14 protein-coding genes are annotated in these 19,060 nt (G+C 32.4%); 13 read left to right on the forward strand and 1 reads right to left on the reverse strand.

Features of this window, described 5'->3' with window-relative positions; translation table 11 throughout:
• Positions 1-4 precede the first annotated feature (4 nt).
• From ystJ to AC1RRU_RS09640, 6 genes are all read left to right on the forward strand, one after another.
• Complete coding sequence (ystJ, locus tag AC1RRU_RS09615; RefSeq protein WP_016930830.1) at positions 5-1,234, forward strand: NADP-dependent malic enzyme; 1,230 nt, start codon at positions 5-7, stop codon at positions 1,232-1,234.
• Between the two features lie 126 nt (positions 1,235-1,360).
• Entirely contained in the window at positions 1,361-2,227 is an 867-nt protein-coding gene (gene accD / locus AC1RRU_RS09620) for an acetyl-CoA carboxylase, carboxyltransferase subunit beta (RefSeq protein WP_011275523.1), read from the forward strand.
• Positions 2,220-3,167, forward strand: a complete 948-nt coding sequence (locus AC1RRU_RS09625) for an acetyl-CoA carboxylase carboxyltransferase subunit alpha (RefSeq protein WP_011275524.1) — start codon at positions 2,220-2,222, stop codon at positions 3,165-3,167. Before accD ends, AC1RRU_RS09625 begins: the two co-directional genes overlap by 8 nt.
• Positions 3,168-3,453: 286 nt before the next feature.
• Positions 3,454-4,422, forward strand: a complete 969-nt coding sequence (gene pfkA / locus AC1RRU_RS09630) for a 6-phosphofructokinase (RefSeq protein ID WP_016930831.1) — start codon at positions 3,454-3,456, stop codon at positions 4,420-4,422.
• An 18-nt stretch (positions 4,423-4,440) separates the two neighbouring features.
• Entirely contained in the window at positions 4,441-6,201 is a 1,761-nt protein-coding gene (gene pyk, locus AC1RRU_RS09635) for a pyruvate kinase (RefSeq protein WP_053023173.1), read from the forward strand.
• 290 nt (positions 6,202-6,491) lie between these two features.
• Entirely contained in the window at positions 6,492-7,469 is a 978-nt protein-coding gene (locus tag AC1RRU_RS09640; RefSeq protein WP_011275527.1) for a tRNA dihydrouridine synthase, read from the forward strand.
• A 117-nt stretch (positions 7,470-7,586) separates the two neighbouring features.
• On the opposite strand, the gene AC1RRU_RS09645 is transcribed toward AC1RRU_RS09640, so the two are convergent.
• Positions 7,587-8,945 (reverse strand): amino acid permease, encoded by a 1,359-nt coding sequence (locus AC1RRU_RS09645; RefSeq protein WP_011275528.1) that lies wholly within the window; start codon positions 8,943-8,945, stop codon positions 7,587-7,589.
• Positions 8,946-9,294: 349 nt separating this feature from the next.
• Between AC1RRU_RS09645 and AC1RRU_RS09650 the strand changes: the two genes are divergently transcribed.
• From AC1RRU_RS09650 to coaE, 7 genes are all read left to right on the forward strand, one after another.
• Positions 9,295-10,413, forward strand: coding sequence for a citrate synthase (locus AC1RRU_RS09650; RefSeq protein ID WP_011275529.1), 1,119 nt, complete (start codon positions 9,295-9,297; stop codon positions 10,411-10,413).
• Between the two features lie 43 nt (positions 10,414-10,456).
• A complete protein-coding gene (icd, locus tag AC1RRU_RS09655; RefSeq protein WP_011275530.1) occupies positions 10,457-11,725 on the forward strand; it encodes an NADP-dependent isocitrate dehydrogenase in 1,269 nt (422 codons plus the stop codon).
• A 369-nt stretch (positions 11,726-12,094) separates the two neighbouring features.
• The gene (locus AC1RRU_RS09660; protein WP_011275531.1) at positions 12,095-12,805 is read left to right on the forward strand and encodes a response regulator transcription factor; all 711 of its coding nucleotides are present in this window, start codon (positions 12,095-12,097) and stop codon (positions 12,803-12,805) included.
• A complete protein-coding gene (gene pnpS / locus AC1RRU_RS09665) occupies positions 12,805-14,502 on the forward strand; it encodes a two-component system histidine kinase PnpS (protein WP_011275532.1) in 1,698 nt (565 codons plus the stop codon). The genes AC1RRU_RS09660 and pnpS overlap by 1 nt, the downstream gene beginning before the upstream one ends.
• A 243-nt stretch (positions 14,503-14,745) precedes the next feature.
• Complete coding sequence (polA, locus tag AC1RRU_RS09670; protein WP_493196580.1) at positions 14,746-17,376, forward strand: DNA polymerase I; 2,631 nt, start codon at positions 14,746-14,748, stop codon at positions 17,374-17,376.
• Between the two features lie 15 nt (positions 17,377-17,391).
• A complete protein-coding gene (mutM, locus tag AC1RRU_RS09675; RefSeq protein ID WP_033080127.1) occupies positions 17,392-18,264 on the forward strand; it encodes a bifunctional DNA-formamidopyrimidine glycosylase/DNA-(apurinic or apyrimidinic site) lyase in 873 nt (290 codons plus the stop codon).
• 16 nt (positions 18,265-18,280) lie between these two features.
• The gene (gene coaE / locus AC1RRU_RS09680; RefSeq protein ID WP_011275535.1) at positions 18,281-18,889 is read left to right on the forward strand and encodes a dephospho-CoA kinase; all 609 of its coding nucleotides are present in this window, start codon (positions 18,281-18,283) and stop codon (positions 18,887-18,889) included.
• The last annotated feature ends 171 nt before the right edge of the window (positions 18,890-19,060 follow it).

Genomic DNA, 19,060 nt, shown 5'->3' on the forward strand with positions numbered 1-19,060 from the left:
TTTAATGTCTTTAAGAGATGATGCATTACAAATGCATAAAGAAAATCAAGGTAAGTTGGAAATTACACCTAATATCAAAGTTACTAATAAAGAAGAATTAAGTTTAGCTTATTCACCAGGCGTAGCAGAACCGTGTAAAGAAATACATGAAGATCCAAGAACTGTATATGATTACACGATTAAAAGAAATACTGTGGCTGTTGTTACTGATGGCACTGCAGTTTTAGGTTTAGGTAATATTGGTGCCTCAGCTAGTATTCCTGTTATGGAAGGTAAAGCTGTTCTTTTTAAAAGTTTTGCAGGTATAAACGGTGTACCTATCGCTTTAGATACTAAAGATACAGAAGAAATTATTAGAACAGTTAAATTAATTTCACCTAATTATGGAGGAATTAATCTAGAAGATATTTCAGCGCCAAGATGTTTTGAAATAGAAGATCGTCTTAAAAAAGAAACTAATATTCCAGTCTTCCATGATGATCAACATGGTACAGCGATTGTTACTATGGCTGGTTTAATCAATGCACTAAGAATTGTCGATAAAGATTTATCTGATATTAAAGTTGTGTTAAATGGTGCAGGTGCAGCAGGTATTGCAATTGTTAAATTATTAGATTCTTATGGTGTCAGAAATATGATAATGTGCGATTCAAGAGGTGCTATTTTTGAAGGTCGATCTTATGGTATGAATGACACTAAGGATTATGTAGCTAAATTCACTAACAAAGATAAAATTGAAGGTTCATTACAAGATGTAATTAAAAATGCTGATGTATTTATAGGTGTTTCAGTTGCTAGCTTACTATCACAAGACATGGTTAAATCAATGGCGGATGATGCAATCATCTTTGCAATGGCTAACCCAGATCCAGAAATCAAGCCCAATGATGCTAAAGAAGCAGGCGCTAAAGTTGTAGGAACAGGTCGTTCAGATTTTCCAAACCAAATTAATAATGTACTTGCGTTCCCAGGTATTTTTAGAGGTGCATTAGACACTGAATCAACACACATAAATGAAGATATGAAGAAAGCGGCGGTTGAAGCGATTGCTAATCTTATAGATGAAGATGAGTTGAATCCGGATTATTGTATTCCTGGTCCTTTCGATAAAAGGGTAGCTCCTTCAGTTGCACGTGAAGTTGCAAAAGCAGCAATGGAAACTGGCGTGGCAAGAATTGAAGTGGATCCTCAAAAAGTTTATGATAAAACAATGCAATTAACAGACTTGAAATAACCTAGAATTGCAACAATTTTAAAAAAACAAAGACATGTATTATTTCTAACTCATATTTTATGTTCGATCATATATTAAATTGAGATGTAATAAATTAAGGTTGTATGGTTAGGTGGAGGTTTACGAATGTTTAAAGACTTTTTTAATCGTAGTAGTAAAAAACGAAAATATTTAACAGTTCAAGATTCGAAACAAAATGAAGTACCAGCAGGTATTATGACTAAATGTCCAAAATGCAAAAAAATAATGTATACAAAAGAATTAAATGAGAATTTAAATGTATGTTTTAACTGTGATCACCATATTGCATTACCTGCATATAAGAGAATTGAAGCAATCACTGATGAAAATAGTTTCGTTGAATTTGATAAGGGAATGACATCAGCAAACCCTTTAGACTTTCCTGGTTATCAAGAAAAAATTGAAAAAGACCAACAAAAAACTGATTTAAGCGAAGCGGTTGTAACCGGTACTGCCAAACTAGATGGTGTTCAATTTGGTGTAGCTGTTATGGATGCTAGATTTAGAATGGGAAGTATGGGTTCAGTTGTTGGTGAGAAAATATGTCGAATTATTGATTATGCAACAGAACATAGACTACCATTCATATTATTTTCTGCAAGTGGTGGTGCTAGGATGCAAGAGGGTATTATTTCATTGATGCAAATGGGTAAAACCAGTGTTTCACTGAAACGTCACTCAGATGCCGGACTACTTTATATTTCTTATCTTACGCATCCAACAACTGGTGGTGTTTCTGCTAGTTTTGCTTCTGTTGGGGATATCAATTTAAGTGAACCTAAAGCCTTAATTGGATTTGCTGGTCGACGTGTTATTGAGCAAACTATTAATGAGAAACTTCCAGATGATTTCCAAACTGCAGAATTTCTTCTTGAGCATGGTCAACTTGATAAAGTTGTTCACCGTAAAGAGATGAAAGAAACACTTGCTCAATTATTAAAATTGCACCAAGAGGTGAAAAAAGATGCTTGATTTTGAAAAACCACTTTTTGAAATAAAAAATAAAATTGAATCTCTTAAGCAATCTCAAGAAAAAAATGATGTAGATTTACAAGATGAAATTGATTTACTTGAAGCATCACTTGAAAGAGAAACCAAAAAAATATATACCAATCTTAAGCCTTGGGATAGAGTGCAAATTGCACGTCTTCAAGAACGACCTACGACATTAGACTATATTCCATATATCTTCGATTCATTTATTGAATTACATGGAGATCGTAATTTTAGAGATGACCCTGCAATGATTGGTGGAATTGGGTATTTAAACGGTACCCCTGTTACAGTTATAGGCCAACAAAGAGGTAAAGATACTAAGGATAATATATATCGAAACTTTGGTATGGCGCATCCTGAAGGTTATCGTAAAGCGTTAAGATTAATGAAACAAGCCGAGAAATTTAATAGACCTATTTTTACTTTCATTGATACTAAAGGTGCTTATCCAGGTAAAGCTGCCGAAGAACGTGGACAAAGTGAATCTATTGCTAGAAACTTAGTTGAGATGGCATCTCTAAAAGTGCCAGTGATAGCTATCGTTATCGGTGAAGGTGGTAGTGGTGGTGCACTAGGAATTGGTATAGCCAATCGAATTATGATGCTTGAAAACAGTACTTATTCTGTTATTTCTCCAGAGGGAGCAGCGGCACTGTTATGGAAAGATAGCTCATTAGCAAAAATGGCTGCCGAAACTATGAAAATTACTGCAAAAGATTTACATCATTTAAACGTTATTGATAGTGTGATTGACGAACCTTTAGGTGGAGCACACAATAATATAGAACAACAAGCTATTGATATTAAGCAAGCATTCGTAGATCAATTAGAACAACTTCAACAACAAAGTGCAGATGAATTAGTTGAAGATAGATTTAATAAGTTTAGAAATATCGGTGCTTTTATTGAAAAATAGCTTGAATGTGACACATACAAATTAATATTTAAAACTACTTTGAAAAACACAGTTGCAAATTAAGTTGTGAAGGAACCTTTATTGTATTTTTCTAGCTGTAGTTTTCCTTATAGGGGTGAAACAATTGATTCTTGTTGAATATTGTTCACCCTTTTTTTATTTCGAAAAGAAATATTGATTATAAAACGTTTACATGAATTTTGTGCACCTATATTGATGGAACACTAAAAAAAATTGTGGTAATTTATTATTAAAGAGAAATCTAGTTAGGAAAGGGAATGTCGTCATGAAGAAAATTGCGGTTTTAACTAGTGGTGGAGATTCACCAGGCATGAATGCTGCTGTTAGAGCAGTTGTGCGTAAGGCGATTTATAACAACATTGAAGTTTATGGAATTTATCAAGGTTATCAAGGATTACTTGATGACAATATTCATAAACTTGAATTGGGTTCAGTAGGGGATACAATTCAACGTGGAGGAACTTTCCTTTACTCTGCAAGATGTCCACAATTCAAAGAGGCGAGTGTAAGACAAAAAGGTTTAGAGAATTTACACAAACGTGGTATTGAGGGACTAGTAGTAGTTGGGGGAGATGGTAGTTACCGAGGTGCCCAACGTATTAGTGAAGAAACGAAAGATATCAAAACAATAGGAATTCCAGGTACTATTGATAATGATATTAATGGTACTGACTTCACTATTGGGTTTGACACAGCGTTGAACACGATTATTGATAGTGTAGACAAGATTAGAGACACTGCTTCAAGTCATGCTAGAACTTTTATTGTAGAAGTTATGGGTCGTGATTGTGGTGATTTAGCACTTTGGGCTGGATTATCAGTAGGTGCTGAAACAATATTAGTTCCAGAAGCTAATACAGACATTAAAGATATCGCTGAAAAGATAGAAAGTGGTATCAAGCGTGGTAAGAAACACTCAATCGTGATGGTAGCTGAAGGAAGTATGAGTGGTCAAGAATGTGCGGATCAATTGATGAAATATATTAATGTTGATGCACGTGTATCTGTATTAGGTCACATTCAACGTGGCGGTAGCCCATCAGGTGCCGATAGAGTATTAGCATCACGTTTAGGTGGTTATGCTGTTGACCTATTAATGCAAGGTCGTTCTGGACAAGGTGTTGGTATCATGAATAATAAATTGACTGCTACACCATTTGATGAAATCTTCAATGGCAACGACCATAAATTTAATACAGATATTTATGAATTAGCGAAAGAGTTATCTATTTAATTTAGGAGGCTTTTTAAAATGAGAAAGACTAAAATTGTATGTACAATTGGACCTGCATCAGAGTCTGAAGAAATGTTAGAAAAATTAATGAAAGCTGGTATGAACGTAGCGCGTTTGAACTTCTCTCATGGTAGTCATGAAGAACATAAAGCACGTATTGATACGATTCGTAAAGTAGCAGACAGATTAGGTAAAACAATAGGTATCTTATTAGATACAAAAGGACCTGAAATTCGTACTCATGACATGAAAGATGGCTTAATTATGCTTGAAAAAGGCAAAGAAGTAATCGTAAGTATGTCACAAGTTGAAGGTACACCTGAAAAATTCTCAGTAACTTATGAAGACTTAATTAATGATGTGCAAGTAGGGTCATACATCTTACTTGATGATGGTTTAGTTGAATTACAAGTTAAAGACATCGATAAAACTAAAGGCGAAGTTAAATGTGATATCTTAAACACTGGTGAATTAAAAAATAAAAAAGGTGTTAACTTACCTGGCGTAAAAGTTAATTTACCTGGTATTACTGATAAAGATGCTGACGATATCTTATTTGGTATCAAAGAAGATGTTGATTATATCGCAGCAAGCTTTGTACGTCGTCCTAGTGATGTTTTAGATATTCGTGAAATTTTAGAAAGAGAAAATAATCATAACATTACTATTTTCCCTAAAATTGAAAACCAAGAAGGTATTGATAATATCGAAGAAATATTAGAAGTATCTGACGGTTTAATGGTAGCTCGTGGTGACATGGGAGTTGAAATACCACCTGAATCAGTACCAATCGTACAAAAAGATTTAATTAGAAAATGTAATAAATTAGGTAAACCAGTTATTACTGCAACACAAATGTTAGATTCAATGCAACGTAATCCACGTGCAACTAGAGCAGAAGCAAGTGACGTTGCCAATGCAATCTATGATGGTACTGACGCTGTGATGCTTTCAGGTGAAACCGCTGCAGGTTTATATCCTGAAGAAGCTGTTAAAACAATGAGAAATATTGCTGTTTCTGCTGAAGCTGCTCAAGATTACAAAAAATTATTATCAGACCGTACTAAATTAGTAGAAACTTCATTAGTTAACGCTATTGGTGTATCAGTTGCACATACTGCATTAAACTTAAATGTTAAAGCGATTGTTGCGGCAACTGAAAGTGGTTCTACAGCTGTAACGATTTCAAAATATCGTCCACATTCTGATATTATTGCGGTTACCCCTAGCGAGCACACTGCACGTCAACTTGCTTTAGTTTGGGGTGCCTATCCTGTAATTAAAAAAGGGCGTAAAACTACTGATGACCTATTAAATAATGCAGTTGCTACAGCAGTAGAAACTGGAAGAGTTACTATTGGTGATTTAATTATTATTACTGCCGGTGTACCTACTGGTGAAAAAGGTACAACTAATATGATGAAATTACATTTAGTTGGAGATGAAATTGCAAAAGGACAAGGTGTCGGTCGTGGATCAGTAGTTGGTAAAACTGTAGTAGCTAACAGTGCTAGTGATTTAGAAGGTGTAGACTTAAGTGAATCAGTTATTGTCACTAATTCTGTAGATGAGACATTAGTGCCTTATATTGAGCAAGCAGTTGGATTAATTACAGAAGAGAATGGTATCACATCACCAAGTGCGATTATTGGACTTGAAAAAAGTATTCCAACCATTATAGGTGTTGAAAATGCTACTAAAGAATTAAAAGATGGTATTTTAGTAACAGTAGATGCTGCCCAAGGTAAAATATTTGAAGGGTACGCTAACGTACTTTAATTCATTAAATTATTATTAAGAATGATGGCTAACTTAGTAAGAAAAGAGATCCAGAACAGATAATATTTCAAAACGATATTGCAAATTCGCAATAATTGATTAAACTGGGAATAAGCTCGTGAAGAGTTTTTCTCAGTTTTTTTCATTTCATTAGAAAGAAATTCATTAAATGAGAATTTCAAATAGGAAAGTTAATTGAGTTATAAAATTTCATTTTGAATAAGGTTATAATTTGTGGTAATATAACATGGATTAATTGAGATATACTATTATAAGAAGGTTTAATTATTATGAAAGAAAATTTTTGGAGTGAATTACCACGTCCTTTTTTTATTTTAGCACCTATGGAGGACGTTACTGATATCGTTTTTCGACATGTTGTAAGTGAGGCTGCTAGACCTGATGTTTTTTTCACTGAATTTACAAACACTGAGAGTTATTGCCATCCGGAAGGTATTCATAGCGTCCGTGGAAGATTAACATTCAGCGAAGATGAACAGCCTATGGTAGCACATATATGGGGCGATAAACCCGAGCAGTTTAGAGAAATGAGTTTTGGTTTAGCTGAAATGGGTTTTAAAGGTATAGATTTAAATATGGGATGTCCAGTAGCTAATGTTGCAAAAAAAGGTAAAGGTTCCGGTTTAATATTGAGACCTGAAACAGCTGCTGAGATTATTCAAGCTACTAAAGCTGGTGGATTACCTGTTAGTGTTAAAACCCGTTTAGGTTATTATGATATTGAAGAGTGGAGAGATTGGTTAAAACACGTTTTTAAACAAGATATCGCAAATTTATCTATACATCTTCGAACACGCAAAGAGATGAGTAAAGTAGATGCGCATTGGGAATTAATCGCAGCAATTAAACAATTAAGAGATGATATCGCACCTAATACATTACTAACGATTAATGGAGATATTCCAGATAGAAAAACTGGACATGAACTTGCGATGAAATATGGTGTTGACGGCGTGATGATAGGTAGAGGGATCTTTAATAATCCGTTTGCTTTTGAAAAAGAACCCCGTGAACATACTAGTAAAGAACTATTGAATTTGTTTAGATTGCATTTATCATTGTTTGAGAAATATTCAAGTGATGAAAGTCAACAATTCAAAAGATTAAGAAGGTTTTTTAAGATTTATGTGAAGGGGATTAAAGGAGCTAGTCAATTACGTCATCAATTAATGAGTACAGAATCGGTTGATGAAGCACGCGATTTATTAGATGAATTTGAGTCTAAAATTGAAGAGGATGTAAATTAATTTTCTAAAACATTAGATATAGTTATTAGATAATTGGTTTATTACAAAAACAAGCCAGTAAATGAATTTTTATGTTAATTCATTTACTGGCTATTATAATCTCGTAAGAATTTTAAATTATTTATTCTTAGCAACTTGTCTATATCTCAAATACATTAAACCTAGTAATATAAACCAAATTGGAGTTAAGAAAATAGCATTTCTAGTTGTTTCATTTACAAATAGTAAACAAAATACTAAGAAGAAGAATACTAATATTGCGTAACCCATATATTTACCACCAGGAAGTTTATAAGATACAGTTTTATGTAGCTCAGGATTTTTTCTGTGATAGTTAATATAAGCAATAATAATTAATGCCCATACGATAATAAATAATACAGTCGAGATTGTTGTTACATAAGTAAACACTAACGTAGCATCTGGGAAGATGTAGTTTAATAATGCTGTTACTAATAATAATGCAGATGAACCAATAATAGCAAAATGAGGAACACCATTTTTATTAGTACTTCTAAAGATAGGTGGTGCTTGATCTTGTTCTGATAAACCAAATAACATACGACTATTTGAGAATATACCACTATTACAAGATGATGCTGCAGCAGTTAATACTACAAAGTTGATCAATCCAGCAGCGAAAGGAATTCCAATTAATGAGAATAATCTAACAAATGGACTTTCACTAGGGTCAACTTTATCCCAAGGAATAATAGACATAATTACTGCTAATGCACCAACGTAGAATACTAAAATTCTTAACGGTACAGCATTGATAGCTTTTGGAATTGTTTTCTGAGGATCTTTAGTTTCTCCTGCAGTTACACCAATCATTTCAATACCAACAAATGAGAACAATGCCATTTGGAATGACATAAAGAACCCAGATGCACCGTGAGTAAAGATGCCATGTTTATATAAATTTGTAAAACTCGCATGTCCAAATTGTGTTTTATATGCCATTAAAATCATGACTAAACCTACAACGATTAAAGCGATGATAGTTATAATTTTAATAATAGCGAACCAGAATTCTAATTCACCAAATAATTTAGCACTAAGCAAATTAAATAGCATTAATATAAGCACACAGAATAGTGCACTAATCCAGTTTGGAATTGCAGGGAACCAGAAACTAACATATTTAGCAACGGCAGTTACTTCAGCCATACCGGTAATGATCCAACATAACCAATAAGTCCAACCAGTCACAAAACCAGCAAACGGTCCTATGTATTCATTTGTCACATCGGCGAAAGATTTGAAGCGAGTATTTTGAATTATAATCTCACCTAAGCCTCTCATAAACATGAACAACATGAAACCTATAATAATATAAGTCAATAGAATAGATGGACCAGTCATTGCTATTGTTTGACCTGCTCCCAAGAATAATCCGGTACCAATAGCGCCGCCAATAGCAATCAATTGCACATGACGATTACTCAATCCTCTTTGTAATTTTTCTTCAGCCATAAGACAACTCCCTTACATTTAATTAATATTATTATGCACTTATAAATTCAATTCGACAATTATTTTTCTAATATTTTCTAAAAATTCCTTTAAATTTTGATTAAATAATTGTAATCAAGCTTGATAATTAAATTGAAATTTTCAATATTTTCTCACTAATTACATAATTTGAATTGGATTAAAAGCTTATATAATGGCGTTTATTGGGTATTTAAGTATATATAAGTTTAAAAAATTAAATTTAATAAGCATTTATTAAGCGATATATAATCGTTCACAAAACTTATCTGATTGGCTATAATAGTATTTGGAAGCCATTACATTATCTATAAGAAAAGGGGAATTACTTATGGCAGAATTACAAAAAGGTTTAGAAGGGGTAATTGCAGCTGAAACTAAAATCAGTTCAATTATTGATAGTCAATTAACGTATGCGGGATACGATATTGATGATTTAGCAGAAAATGCTTTGTTCGAAGAAGTAGTGTTTTTATTATGGAATTATAGATTGCCTACTCAAGATGAACTAGATGCATTAAGAGAAAAATTTTATCATTATATGACTTTAAATCCAAGAGTTTATAAGCATTTTGAAGAATACGCAACTGATAATGTACACCCTATGACGGCACTACGTACATCTGTATCATATATTGCTCATTTTGATCCTGATGCTGAAAATGAAACAGAAGAAAATAGAAAAGAAAGAGCAATACGTATTCAAGCTAAAATTGCATCTTTAGTTACAGCATTTGCGCGTGTTCGTGAAGGTAAAGAACCAGTTAAACCTAATCCTGAATTAAGTTATGCAGCTAACTTCTTATATATGTTGAGAGGGGAATTACCTACAGATACTGAAGTTGAAGCATTTAATAAAGCATTAGTATTACATGCTGACCATGAACTTAATGCTTCTGCATTTACTGCACGTTGTGCCGTTTCTTCTTTATCTGATATGTACTCAGGTATTGTAGCTGCTGTAGGTTCATTAAAAGGACCATTACATGGTGGTGCAAATGAACAAGTAATGAGCATGCTTGCTGATGTTAAATCAGTGGATGAAGTTGATGCTTATTTAGATGAAAAATTCAAAAATAAAGAAAAAATCATGGGATTCGGTCATAGAGTATACAAAGACGGAGATCCAAGAGCCAAATATTTACGTGAGATGAGCCGAAAAATCACTTCTGAAACTGGTAGAAGTGAATTATATGATATTTCAATAGCTATTGAGAAACGTATGAAAGAAGAAAAAGGACTCATTCCTAATGTCGATTTCTTTAGTGCTACTGTATATCACAGTATGGATATTCCACACGATTTATTCACGCCAATTTTCGCGGTAAGTCGTACATCTGGTTGGACAGCACATATTCTAGAACAATATCGTGATAATAGAATAATGCGTCCTAGAGCTAATTACGTCGGTGAAACTAATCGTAAGTATTTACCAATTGAAGAAAGATAAATTTTAAACTTTAATAGATTTCACAATATTTGGAGGTAAAATTATGTCAGCTGAAAAAATTACTAGAATTAACGATGGATTAAATGTACCTAATGAACCAATTATTCCTTTTATTATTGGTGATGGTATTGGACCAGATATTTGGAAAGCAGCGAGTCGCGTTATTGATGCAGCTGTTGAAAAAGCATATAACGGCGAAAAACGTATTGAATGGAAAGAAGTACTAGCAGGTCAAAAAGCTTTTGATGAAACAGGTGAATGGTTACCTCAAGAAACGCTTGACACGATTAAAGAATATTTAATCGCTATTAAGGGACCATTAACTACACCAATTGGTGGTGGTATTCGTTCATTAAATGTTGCATTACGTCAAGAATTAGACCTATTTACATGTTTACGTCCAGTTCGTTGGTTCAAAGGTGTCCCTTCACCAGTTAAACGTCCACAAGATGTTGATATGGTCATCTTCCGTGAAAATACTGAAGATATTTATGCAGGTATCGAATTTAAAGAAGGTACTGATGAAGTTAAAAAAATTATTGATTTCTTACAAAATGAAATGGGTGCTACTAACATTCGCTTCCCAGAAACTTCAGGTATTGGTGTGAAACCAGTTTCTAAAGAAGGTACTGAACGTTTAGTTAGAGCTGCAATTCAGTATGCAATCGATAATAACCGTAAAACTGTTACGCTTGTTCACAAAGGTAATATTATGAAATTCACCGAAGGCGCATTTAAGCAATGGGGCTATGATGTAGCTCATAATGAATTTGCTGATAAGGTATTTACTTGGCAACAATATGATGAAATTGTTGAAAAAGATGGTAAAGATGCAGCAAATCAAGCTCAAGAAAAAGCTGAACAAGATGGAAAAATCATTATTAAAGATTCTATCGCTGACATTTTCTTACAACAAATTTTAACTCGTCCAGCAGAACATGATGTAGTTGCTACAATGAATCTAAATGGTGACTATATTTCAGATGCTTTAGCAGCTCAAGTGGGCGGAATTGGAATTGCACCTGGTGCAAACATTAACTATGAGTCAGGACACGCTATTTTCGAAGCAACACATGGTACTGCACCTAAATATGCTGGTTTAAACAAAGTTAACCCATCTTCTGAATTATTAAGTTCAGTTCTAATGTTAGAACATTTAGGTTGGCAAGAAGCCGCTGATAAGATTACTGATGCAATTGAAGCTACTATTGCTTCTAAAGTTGTAACTTATGATTTTGCTCGTTTAATGGATGATGCTACTGAAGTATCAACTTCAGAATTCGCTGATGAGTTAATTAAAAACTTAAAGTAATTTATTTACACATTAATATATTATAACTTTAAAGAATTAATAGATTGATGATGCATTGCACTAATGTATTAGTTAACACAATAGCGCAAGTTTTAAAGGATTCTCAATCAAAGCAATTTTTAACAAAAGTGGAACATTGAATTTATATTAAATTCTGTTCCGCTTTTTTATTATGAAGTAAAACAAATAACTTTATTTTGTTTATAATTTATTAATAATTTTTTAAAAATAATAAAATTAATACTCAATATGTGGAAAATAATCATATGATTGTTAAGATTATGTAAATTTAATATGTTGTATGTTATTTTTGTTTTAACTTCCGTTATAATGAAAATGAAATGTTATATTAATTCAGGGAGGCACATTATGTCACAAAAAGTATTAGTGGTTGACGATGAGCAATCAATTGTAACTTTACTTAAATATAATCTTGAAACGGCTGGTTACATCGTTGAGGTAGCTTACGATGGTGAAGAAGCTTTGGAAAAGGTGAATGAAATTCAACCAGAACTTGTCGTTTTAGATGTAATGTTACCTAAAAAAGATGGTATTGAAGTATGTAAAACAATACGTTCTGATAAAAATTTAGTACCTATTTTAATGTTAACTGCAAAAGATGATGAGTTTGATCGTGTATTAGGATTAGAATTAGGTGCCGATGATTATATGACAAAACCTTTTTCTCCTAGAGAAGTTGTGGCGAGAGTTAAAGCTATCTTGAGAAGATCTAAATTTGCTAGTGAAATTGAAAAAGCAGATGTTGATGATGAGGATATATTGATTGAAAATATTAGAATCAGACCTGAATTCTTTGAGGTATATAAAGATGATGAATTATTAGAACTCACTCCTAAAGAATTTGAACTATTGTTGTATCTAATAGAAAGACAAGGGCGAGTAATCACTCGAGAACACATGTTAAATTCTGTATGGAATTATGAATTCGCAGGCGATTCTCGAATTGTTGATGTTCATATAAGTCATTTAAGAGACAAACTCGAAGAGAATCCGAAACAACCTAAATTAATTAAAACTGTTCGTGGACTCGGTTATAAATTAGAGAGACCTAAAGCTTAATGCTTAAATTTCATCATAGATTATTATTGCTATTAAGCACAATTACTATAATCAGTTTTATTGGTTTAGGCGTCATTATTCATCATACAATTTATCAAATATTATCAACAGCTCAGGTTACAGAACTCAAACATGTATCTGAAAATTTTTTGAAATTAAACAAGCAAAATGAGAATAATGAAATTAAAAATATTTCAGCTAATCAAAATTTAATTGTTAGAATTTCTGAAAATGGTAAAGTGATATACCAAACTGGTAACCAAAATAAAATAAATGATAACATTGATAATGAAGCTAATCCATCAAATATCATTTATAAAAGAGAAAATGGTCAGGTTAGATATACATTTAAAACAACTGTCAATGACAAAACGATATACATAAGTGGGATGAATACTGAGATTCTTGAATTACAGAAGAGTATGTGGAAGTATTTATCTTTAATAGGAATTATTGTTCTTTTAGCGATTTATTTAGCTGTTAGAAGTATCAATCGTACATATATTAGACCGATTAATGAAGTGACTTATGCTACCTCGTTAATTGCTGATGGATACTATCATGTTAGAGTACCTGAAAGCAATGTTAAGGAGACAAAAGCGCTATTTGTCACGACTAACGATCTTGCAAGACGGTTACAAAAGCTTAATAATAAACAAAAAATGCAATCAAATCGATTAAAAACAACATTAGAAAATATACCAAGTTCAGTATTAATGATTGACAAACATGGTGAAATTGTTGTGGCCAATCATGCATACTATGAGTTGTTTAGGCCAAACGGTAAGGTTGAAAATAAAAACTATACATCATATTTAGATCCTAAAATTCAACAATTAATTCTAGAAAGTTTCAAAACTGAAAAGCCACTATATGATCAGATAGAAATTTTATTAAATAATGTTCATCATAAATATTTCGATTTGTCATGTGTTCCAATACTAAGTAAATCTAAGAAAAAGTTACAAGGTATGGTTGTAGTAATGCATGACATTACAAATTTGAAAAAATTGGAAAACTTGCGTCGGGAGTTTGTTGCAAATGTATCTCATGAGCTTAAAACACCTATTACATCTATTAAAGGCTTCGCTGAAACACTCATAGAAGGTGCGAAAAACGATGAAGAATCACTTGATATGTTCTTAAATATTATTTTAAAAGAATCTAATCGTATTGAGTCACTCGTTATGGATTTATTGGATTTATCACATATCGAACAACAAACAGAGATAGAAACAGCATTTATGAATTTATCAGAGCTTGCTTACACAACTATTGATAACTTACAAAACCAGGCAAGATATAAAGATATTAAAATAGTATCCGAAATAGAAAAAGATGTCATTATAGAAGCACATGAAAACAAAATTGCACAAGTCATTACTAATTTACTATCAAATGCAATTAATTATTCACTTGAGAATAATGAGGTTATTGTAAGAGTGTATAGAGAAGGACATGAAGTAAATTTAGAAATACAAGACTTTGGTATTGGAATAGATAAAAGTGATCAAAAGCATATTTTTGAAAGATTTTATCGGGTGGATAAAGCAAGAAGTAGAGATTCAGGTGGTACAGGTTTAGGTTTATCTATAACAAAACATATAGTGGAGGCACACCATGGAACGATTAATGTCGAAAGCAATATTGGTGAGGGCTCGCTATTTAAAGTTTCATTTTTAGATGAAAAAGAATGATATCGTTCAATAAAGAATGACTATAATATCGCGGTACAAGAACTTTTATTTTGATTAGTAATTAATACAATTATTTTAAGGCCTTTCGTATACTTGCACCAAAAATTTGGTTGAGGATATGAAAGCCCTTTTTTTATTTAAATAAGTAATGGAGAGTGTGAAAAGTTTTTGTATAAACCATACATTCGTTATGGTTCAGGTTATATGCTAAAATATAATAAAATCACTCTGGAGGTATACGCATTGAATAAATTAGTTTTAATTGATGGTAATAGTTTAAGTTTTAGAGCATTTTATGCATTACCACTACTTTCTAACAAAGCAGGAATACATACGAATGCAGTATACGGTTTTGCTATGTTATTGGAAAAGATTATGAGAGAAGAACAACCATCGCACTTTTTAGTTGCGTTTGACGCCGGCAAAACAACATTTAGACATTCAAAATATAGTGAATATAAAGGCGGAAGACAAAGTACACCACCTGAGTTAAGCGAACAGTTCCCATACATTCGACAATTATTAGATGCTTACCATATCAAACACTATGAGTTAGAAAATTATGAAGCTGACGATATTATAGGCACATTAAGTAAAGAAGCTAATGACCAAGGGTTTGAAACGATTATAGTTACTGGGGATCGAGATTTAACACAGTTAGCAACTGATAATGTTACTATTTATTACACAAAGAAAGGTGTAACAGATGTTGATCATTATACGCCAGAATTCATTGCTGAAAAATATGATGGACTTAATCCCAATCAAATTATAGATATGAAAGGACTAATGGGGGATGCATCTGATAACATCCCTGGCGTTGCTGGTGTAGGCGAAAAGACAGCTATCAAGCTATTGAAACAATTTAATACAGTTGAAGGTGTTTATGACAATATAGATTCAGTCTCTGGAAAAAAATTAAAAGAAAAACTCGAAAATAGTCGTGAAGACGCATTCATGAGTAAAGACTTAGCAACGATTAATAAAAATAGTCCAATTGAAGTAACATTACAAGACACTGTGTTAAAAAATCAAGATGATAATAAAGATAAAATTGAATTATTCAAAAAGTTAGAATTCAAACAATTATTATCTGATATAGATAGTAATAATACTGAAGAGAAACACGAAGATAAAGTCATTGAAGTGAGTAATGATTTTAACAACATAAATTTTAAAGAATTAAAAGAAGCTGTGATTCACATCGAAGTAGATGGTACCAATTACTTACAGGATACAATTTTAAAATTTGGATTTTATGATGGAGTGGACCATGTTGTAATAGATTCCGATCAACTAAAGGAATATCCTGAATTGATTAAATGGCTAGAGAATGAGACTACAGAAAAAATTGTTTATGATGCTAAAAAAACATACGTTGTTGCGCATAGATTAGATATAGATATAAAAAATATTGTATTTGATGTTATGTTAGCAAGTTATATTATCGATCCATCAAGAACGATAGATGATGTAAACTCTGTAGTAAGTAATTATAATCAAAATTTTGTCCAAGATGATATTTCAATTTATGGAAAAGGGAAAAAGAGACATGTCCCAGAAGACACAATATTAAATAAGCATATTGCTTCAATCACAGAGGCAATTTATGCCTGCAAACGTGAAATGGTTGCTGAATTAGAATCGCACCAACAAATTGATCTATTGTTGAATTTAGAACTTCCACTTGCACGTATCTTAAGTGAAATGGAAGAAACAGGAATTTATACGGATATTAATGACTTAAGACAAATGCAGTCAGAAATCCAAGGAAAATTAGATTTACTAATAAGTAATATTCACGAAGCGGCTGGGGAAGAATTTAACATTAACTCTCCTAAACAATTAGGTGTAGTATTATTTGAAACGCTAGAACTACCAGTCATTAAAAAAACAAAAACTGGATATTCTACTGCAGTTGATGTGTTGGAGCAATTACAAGGTCAACACCCAATAATTGACTATATACTTGAATATCGTCAATTATCAAAATTACAATCCACTTATGTAGAGGGATTACAAAAAGTCATAAGTAAAGATAACAGAATTCATACTCGCTTCAATCAAACATTAGCGCAAACTGGTCGTTTATCAAGTGTAGATCCTAATTTACAAAATATACCAGTCCGTCTTGAAGAAGGACGTAAGATTAGAAAAGCTTTTAAGCCTACTTCAAATGATAGTGTGATATTATCAGCTGACTACTCTCAAATTGAATTACGTGTACTCGCTCATATTACCCAAGATGAAAGTATGAAAGAAGCATTTATCAATGAAAAAGATGTTCATACTGCTACTGCGATGAAAGTATTTGATGTAGAAGCGAATGAAGTTAACGCTTTAATGCGAAGACAGGCTAAAGCTGTTAACTTTGGAATAGTGTATGGTATTAGTGATTATGGTTTGAGCCAGAGCTTAAACATTACTCGAAAAAAAGCAAAAGCATTTATAGATGATTATTTGGCAAGTTTTCCAGGTGTAAAACAATACATGTCTGATATTGTTAAAGATGCGAAAGCAGATGGATATGTTGAAACATTATTGCACCGTCGCAGATATATACCAGATATTAATAGTAGGAACTTTAATTTGAGAGGTTTTGCTGAACGTACGGCAATGAATACTCCAATACAGGGTAGTGCAGCAGATATTATTAAATTAGCAATGGTAGAATTTGATAGACAAATTAAACAAACGTCTTATCATGCTCAGTTATTACTACAAGTACATGATGAATTAATTTTCGAAGTACCTGCCAATGAAGTTGAAGATTTTAGTTTATTTGTTGAGGAAATTATGGAACACGCATTACAATTAGATGTGCCGTTAAAAGTAGATTCTAACTATGGATCTACATGGTATGATGCAAAATAGAAAGAGGAATTAGAAATGCCAGAATTACCAGAGGTTGAACACGTTAAAAGGGGTATAGAGCCTTATATATTGAATGCAATTATTAAAAGTGTGACATTTTCAAACAAAGTTATTGAGGGCAAACAACAAGGAAAAGAGACAATTATTAAAGGAATTAATTTGGATGGTTTCAGATTGAATAGTGAAAGTTTTAAAATAAAATCCATTGATAGAAGAAGTAAATATATTGTCTTCACTATTGAAAAAAATAACAACCAGCGTATTATATTAAGTCATTTAGGTATGGCAGGCGGATTTTTTATTGTCGATAAATTATCAGATATTAGTACACCTAATTATCGAAAACATTGGCATGTCGTGTTTCATTTAGATAATGGTAAACAACTCGTTTATTCTGATATTAGACGATTTGGTGAACTAAGAAATCTGGCTACTTATAATGATTATCCAGCTTTTCTTGAAATTGCGCCTGAACCGTTTGATGACAATGCATTAAACTATTTTTTAGACCGGATTAAACTTAAGAAATACCAAAACAAACCTATTAAACAAATGTTGCTTGATCATAAAATGATAGCAGGTTGTGGAAATATTTATGCATGTGAAGCGTTATTTAGAGCAGGCGTTTTACCTGAGAGGAAAGTAAAAGATGTATCTAATCAAGAACGACAAATGTTATTTTATTATGTTCAAGAAGTATTAAATGAGGGTATAAATAATGGCGGTACTAGCATTTCTGATTATCGTCATGCTGATGGCAAGACAGGAGAAATGCAATTACACTTAAATGTATATAAACAAAAGACATGTAAAATATGTGGTCATGACATTGAGCAAAAAGTCATTGCATCGCGAAATAGTCATTTTTGTCCACATTGTCAGAAATAAAGGTGAGTGAATATTTATGCCAAAAGTTATTGGATTAACAGGTGGTATTGCCACTGGAAAGTCAACGGTTTCTGAGTTATTAACAGCATTTGGTTTTAAAGTTGTAGATGCTGATATAGCTGCAAGAAAAGCTGTTGCAAAAGGAACTAAAGGTTTAGAACAAGTTAGAGCAGCTTTTGGTGATAGTGCTATCACTGAGGAAGGTGAAATGGATCGCAAATATGTAGGTGAAATTGTTTTTAATCACCCAGAGAAACGTTTAGAGTTAAATGATATTGTGCATCCTATAGTTAGAGAGATAATGGAAGAAGAAAAGCAATCATATCTTAATCAAGGTTATGATGTCATTATGGATATTCCACTTCTTTTTGAAAATGAATTACAAAATACAGTTGATGAAGTATGGTTAGTATACACGTCTGAAAGTATTCAAATTGAGAGGTTGATGGAGCGAAATCAATTGTCACTAGAGGATGCGAAAGCGCGCGTTTATAGTCAAATATCAATAGATAAAAAGAGTAGAATGGCAGACCATGTTATAGATAACTTAGGAGATAAGTTGGAACTGAAACAAAACTTAGAACAGCTATTGACTGATAAAGGTTTTATTAACAAAGAAAGATAAAATTTGCTTAAGCAATTATTTATGCTTCGGCTCTAATAGATGAATGATGTAAATGTTAAATTTTACATAGATAAGTCTATTAGAGCTTTTTTTGGGCTCTATGTCAAATCGGACTGATGAGTCCTAATATTGAGATTAAGCAACCTTAGGTTGTTTAATCTCTTTTTTTGT

Source organism: Staphylococcus sp. GW821-FHT11H10, assembly GCF_058807855.1.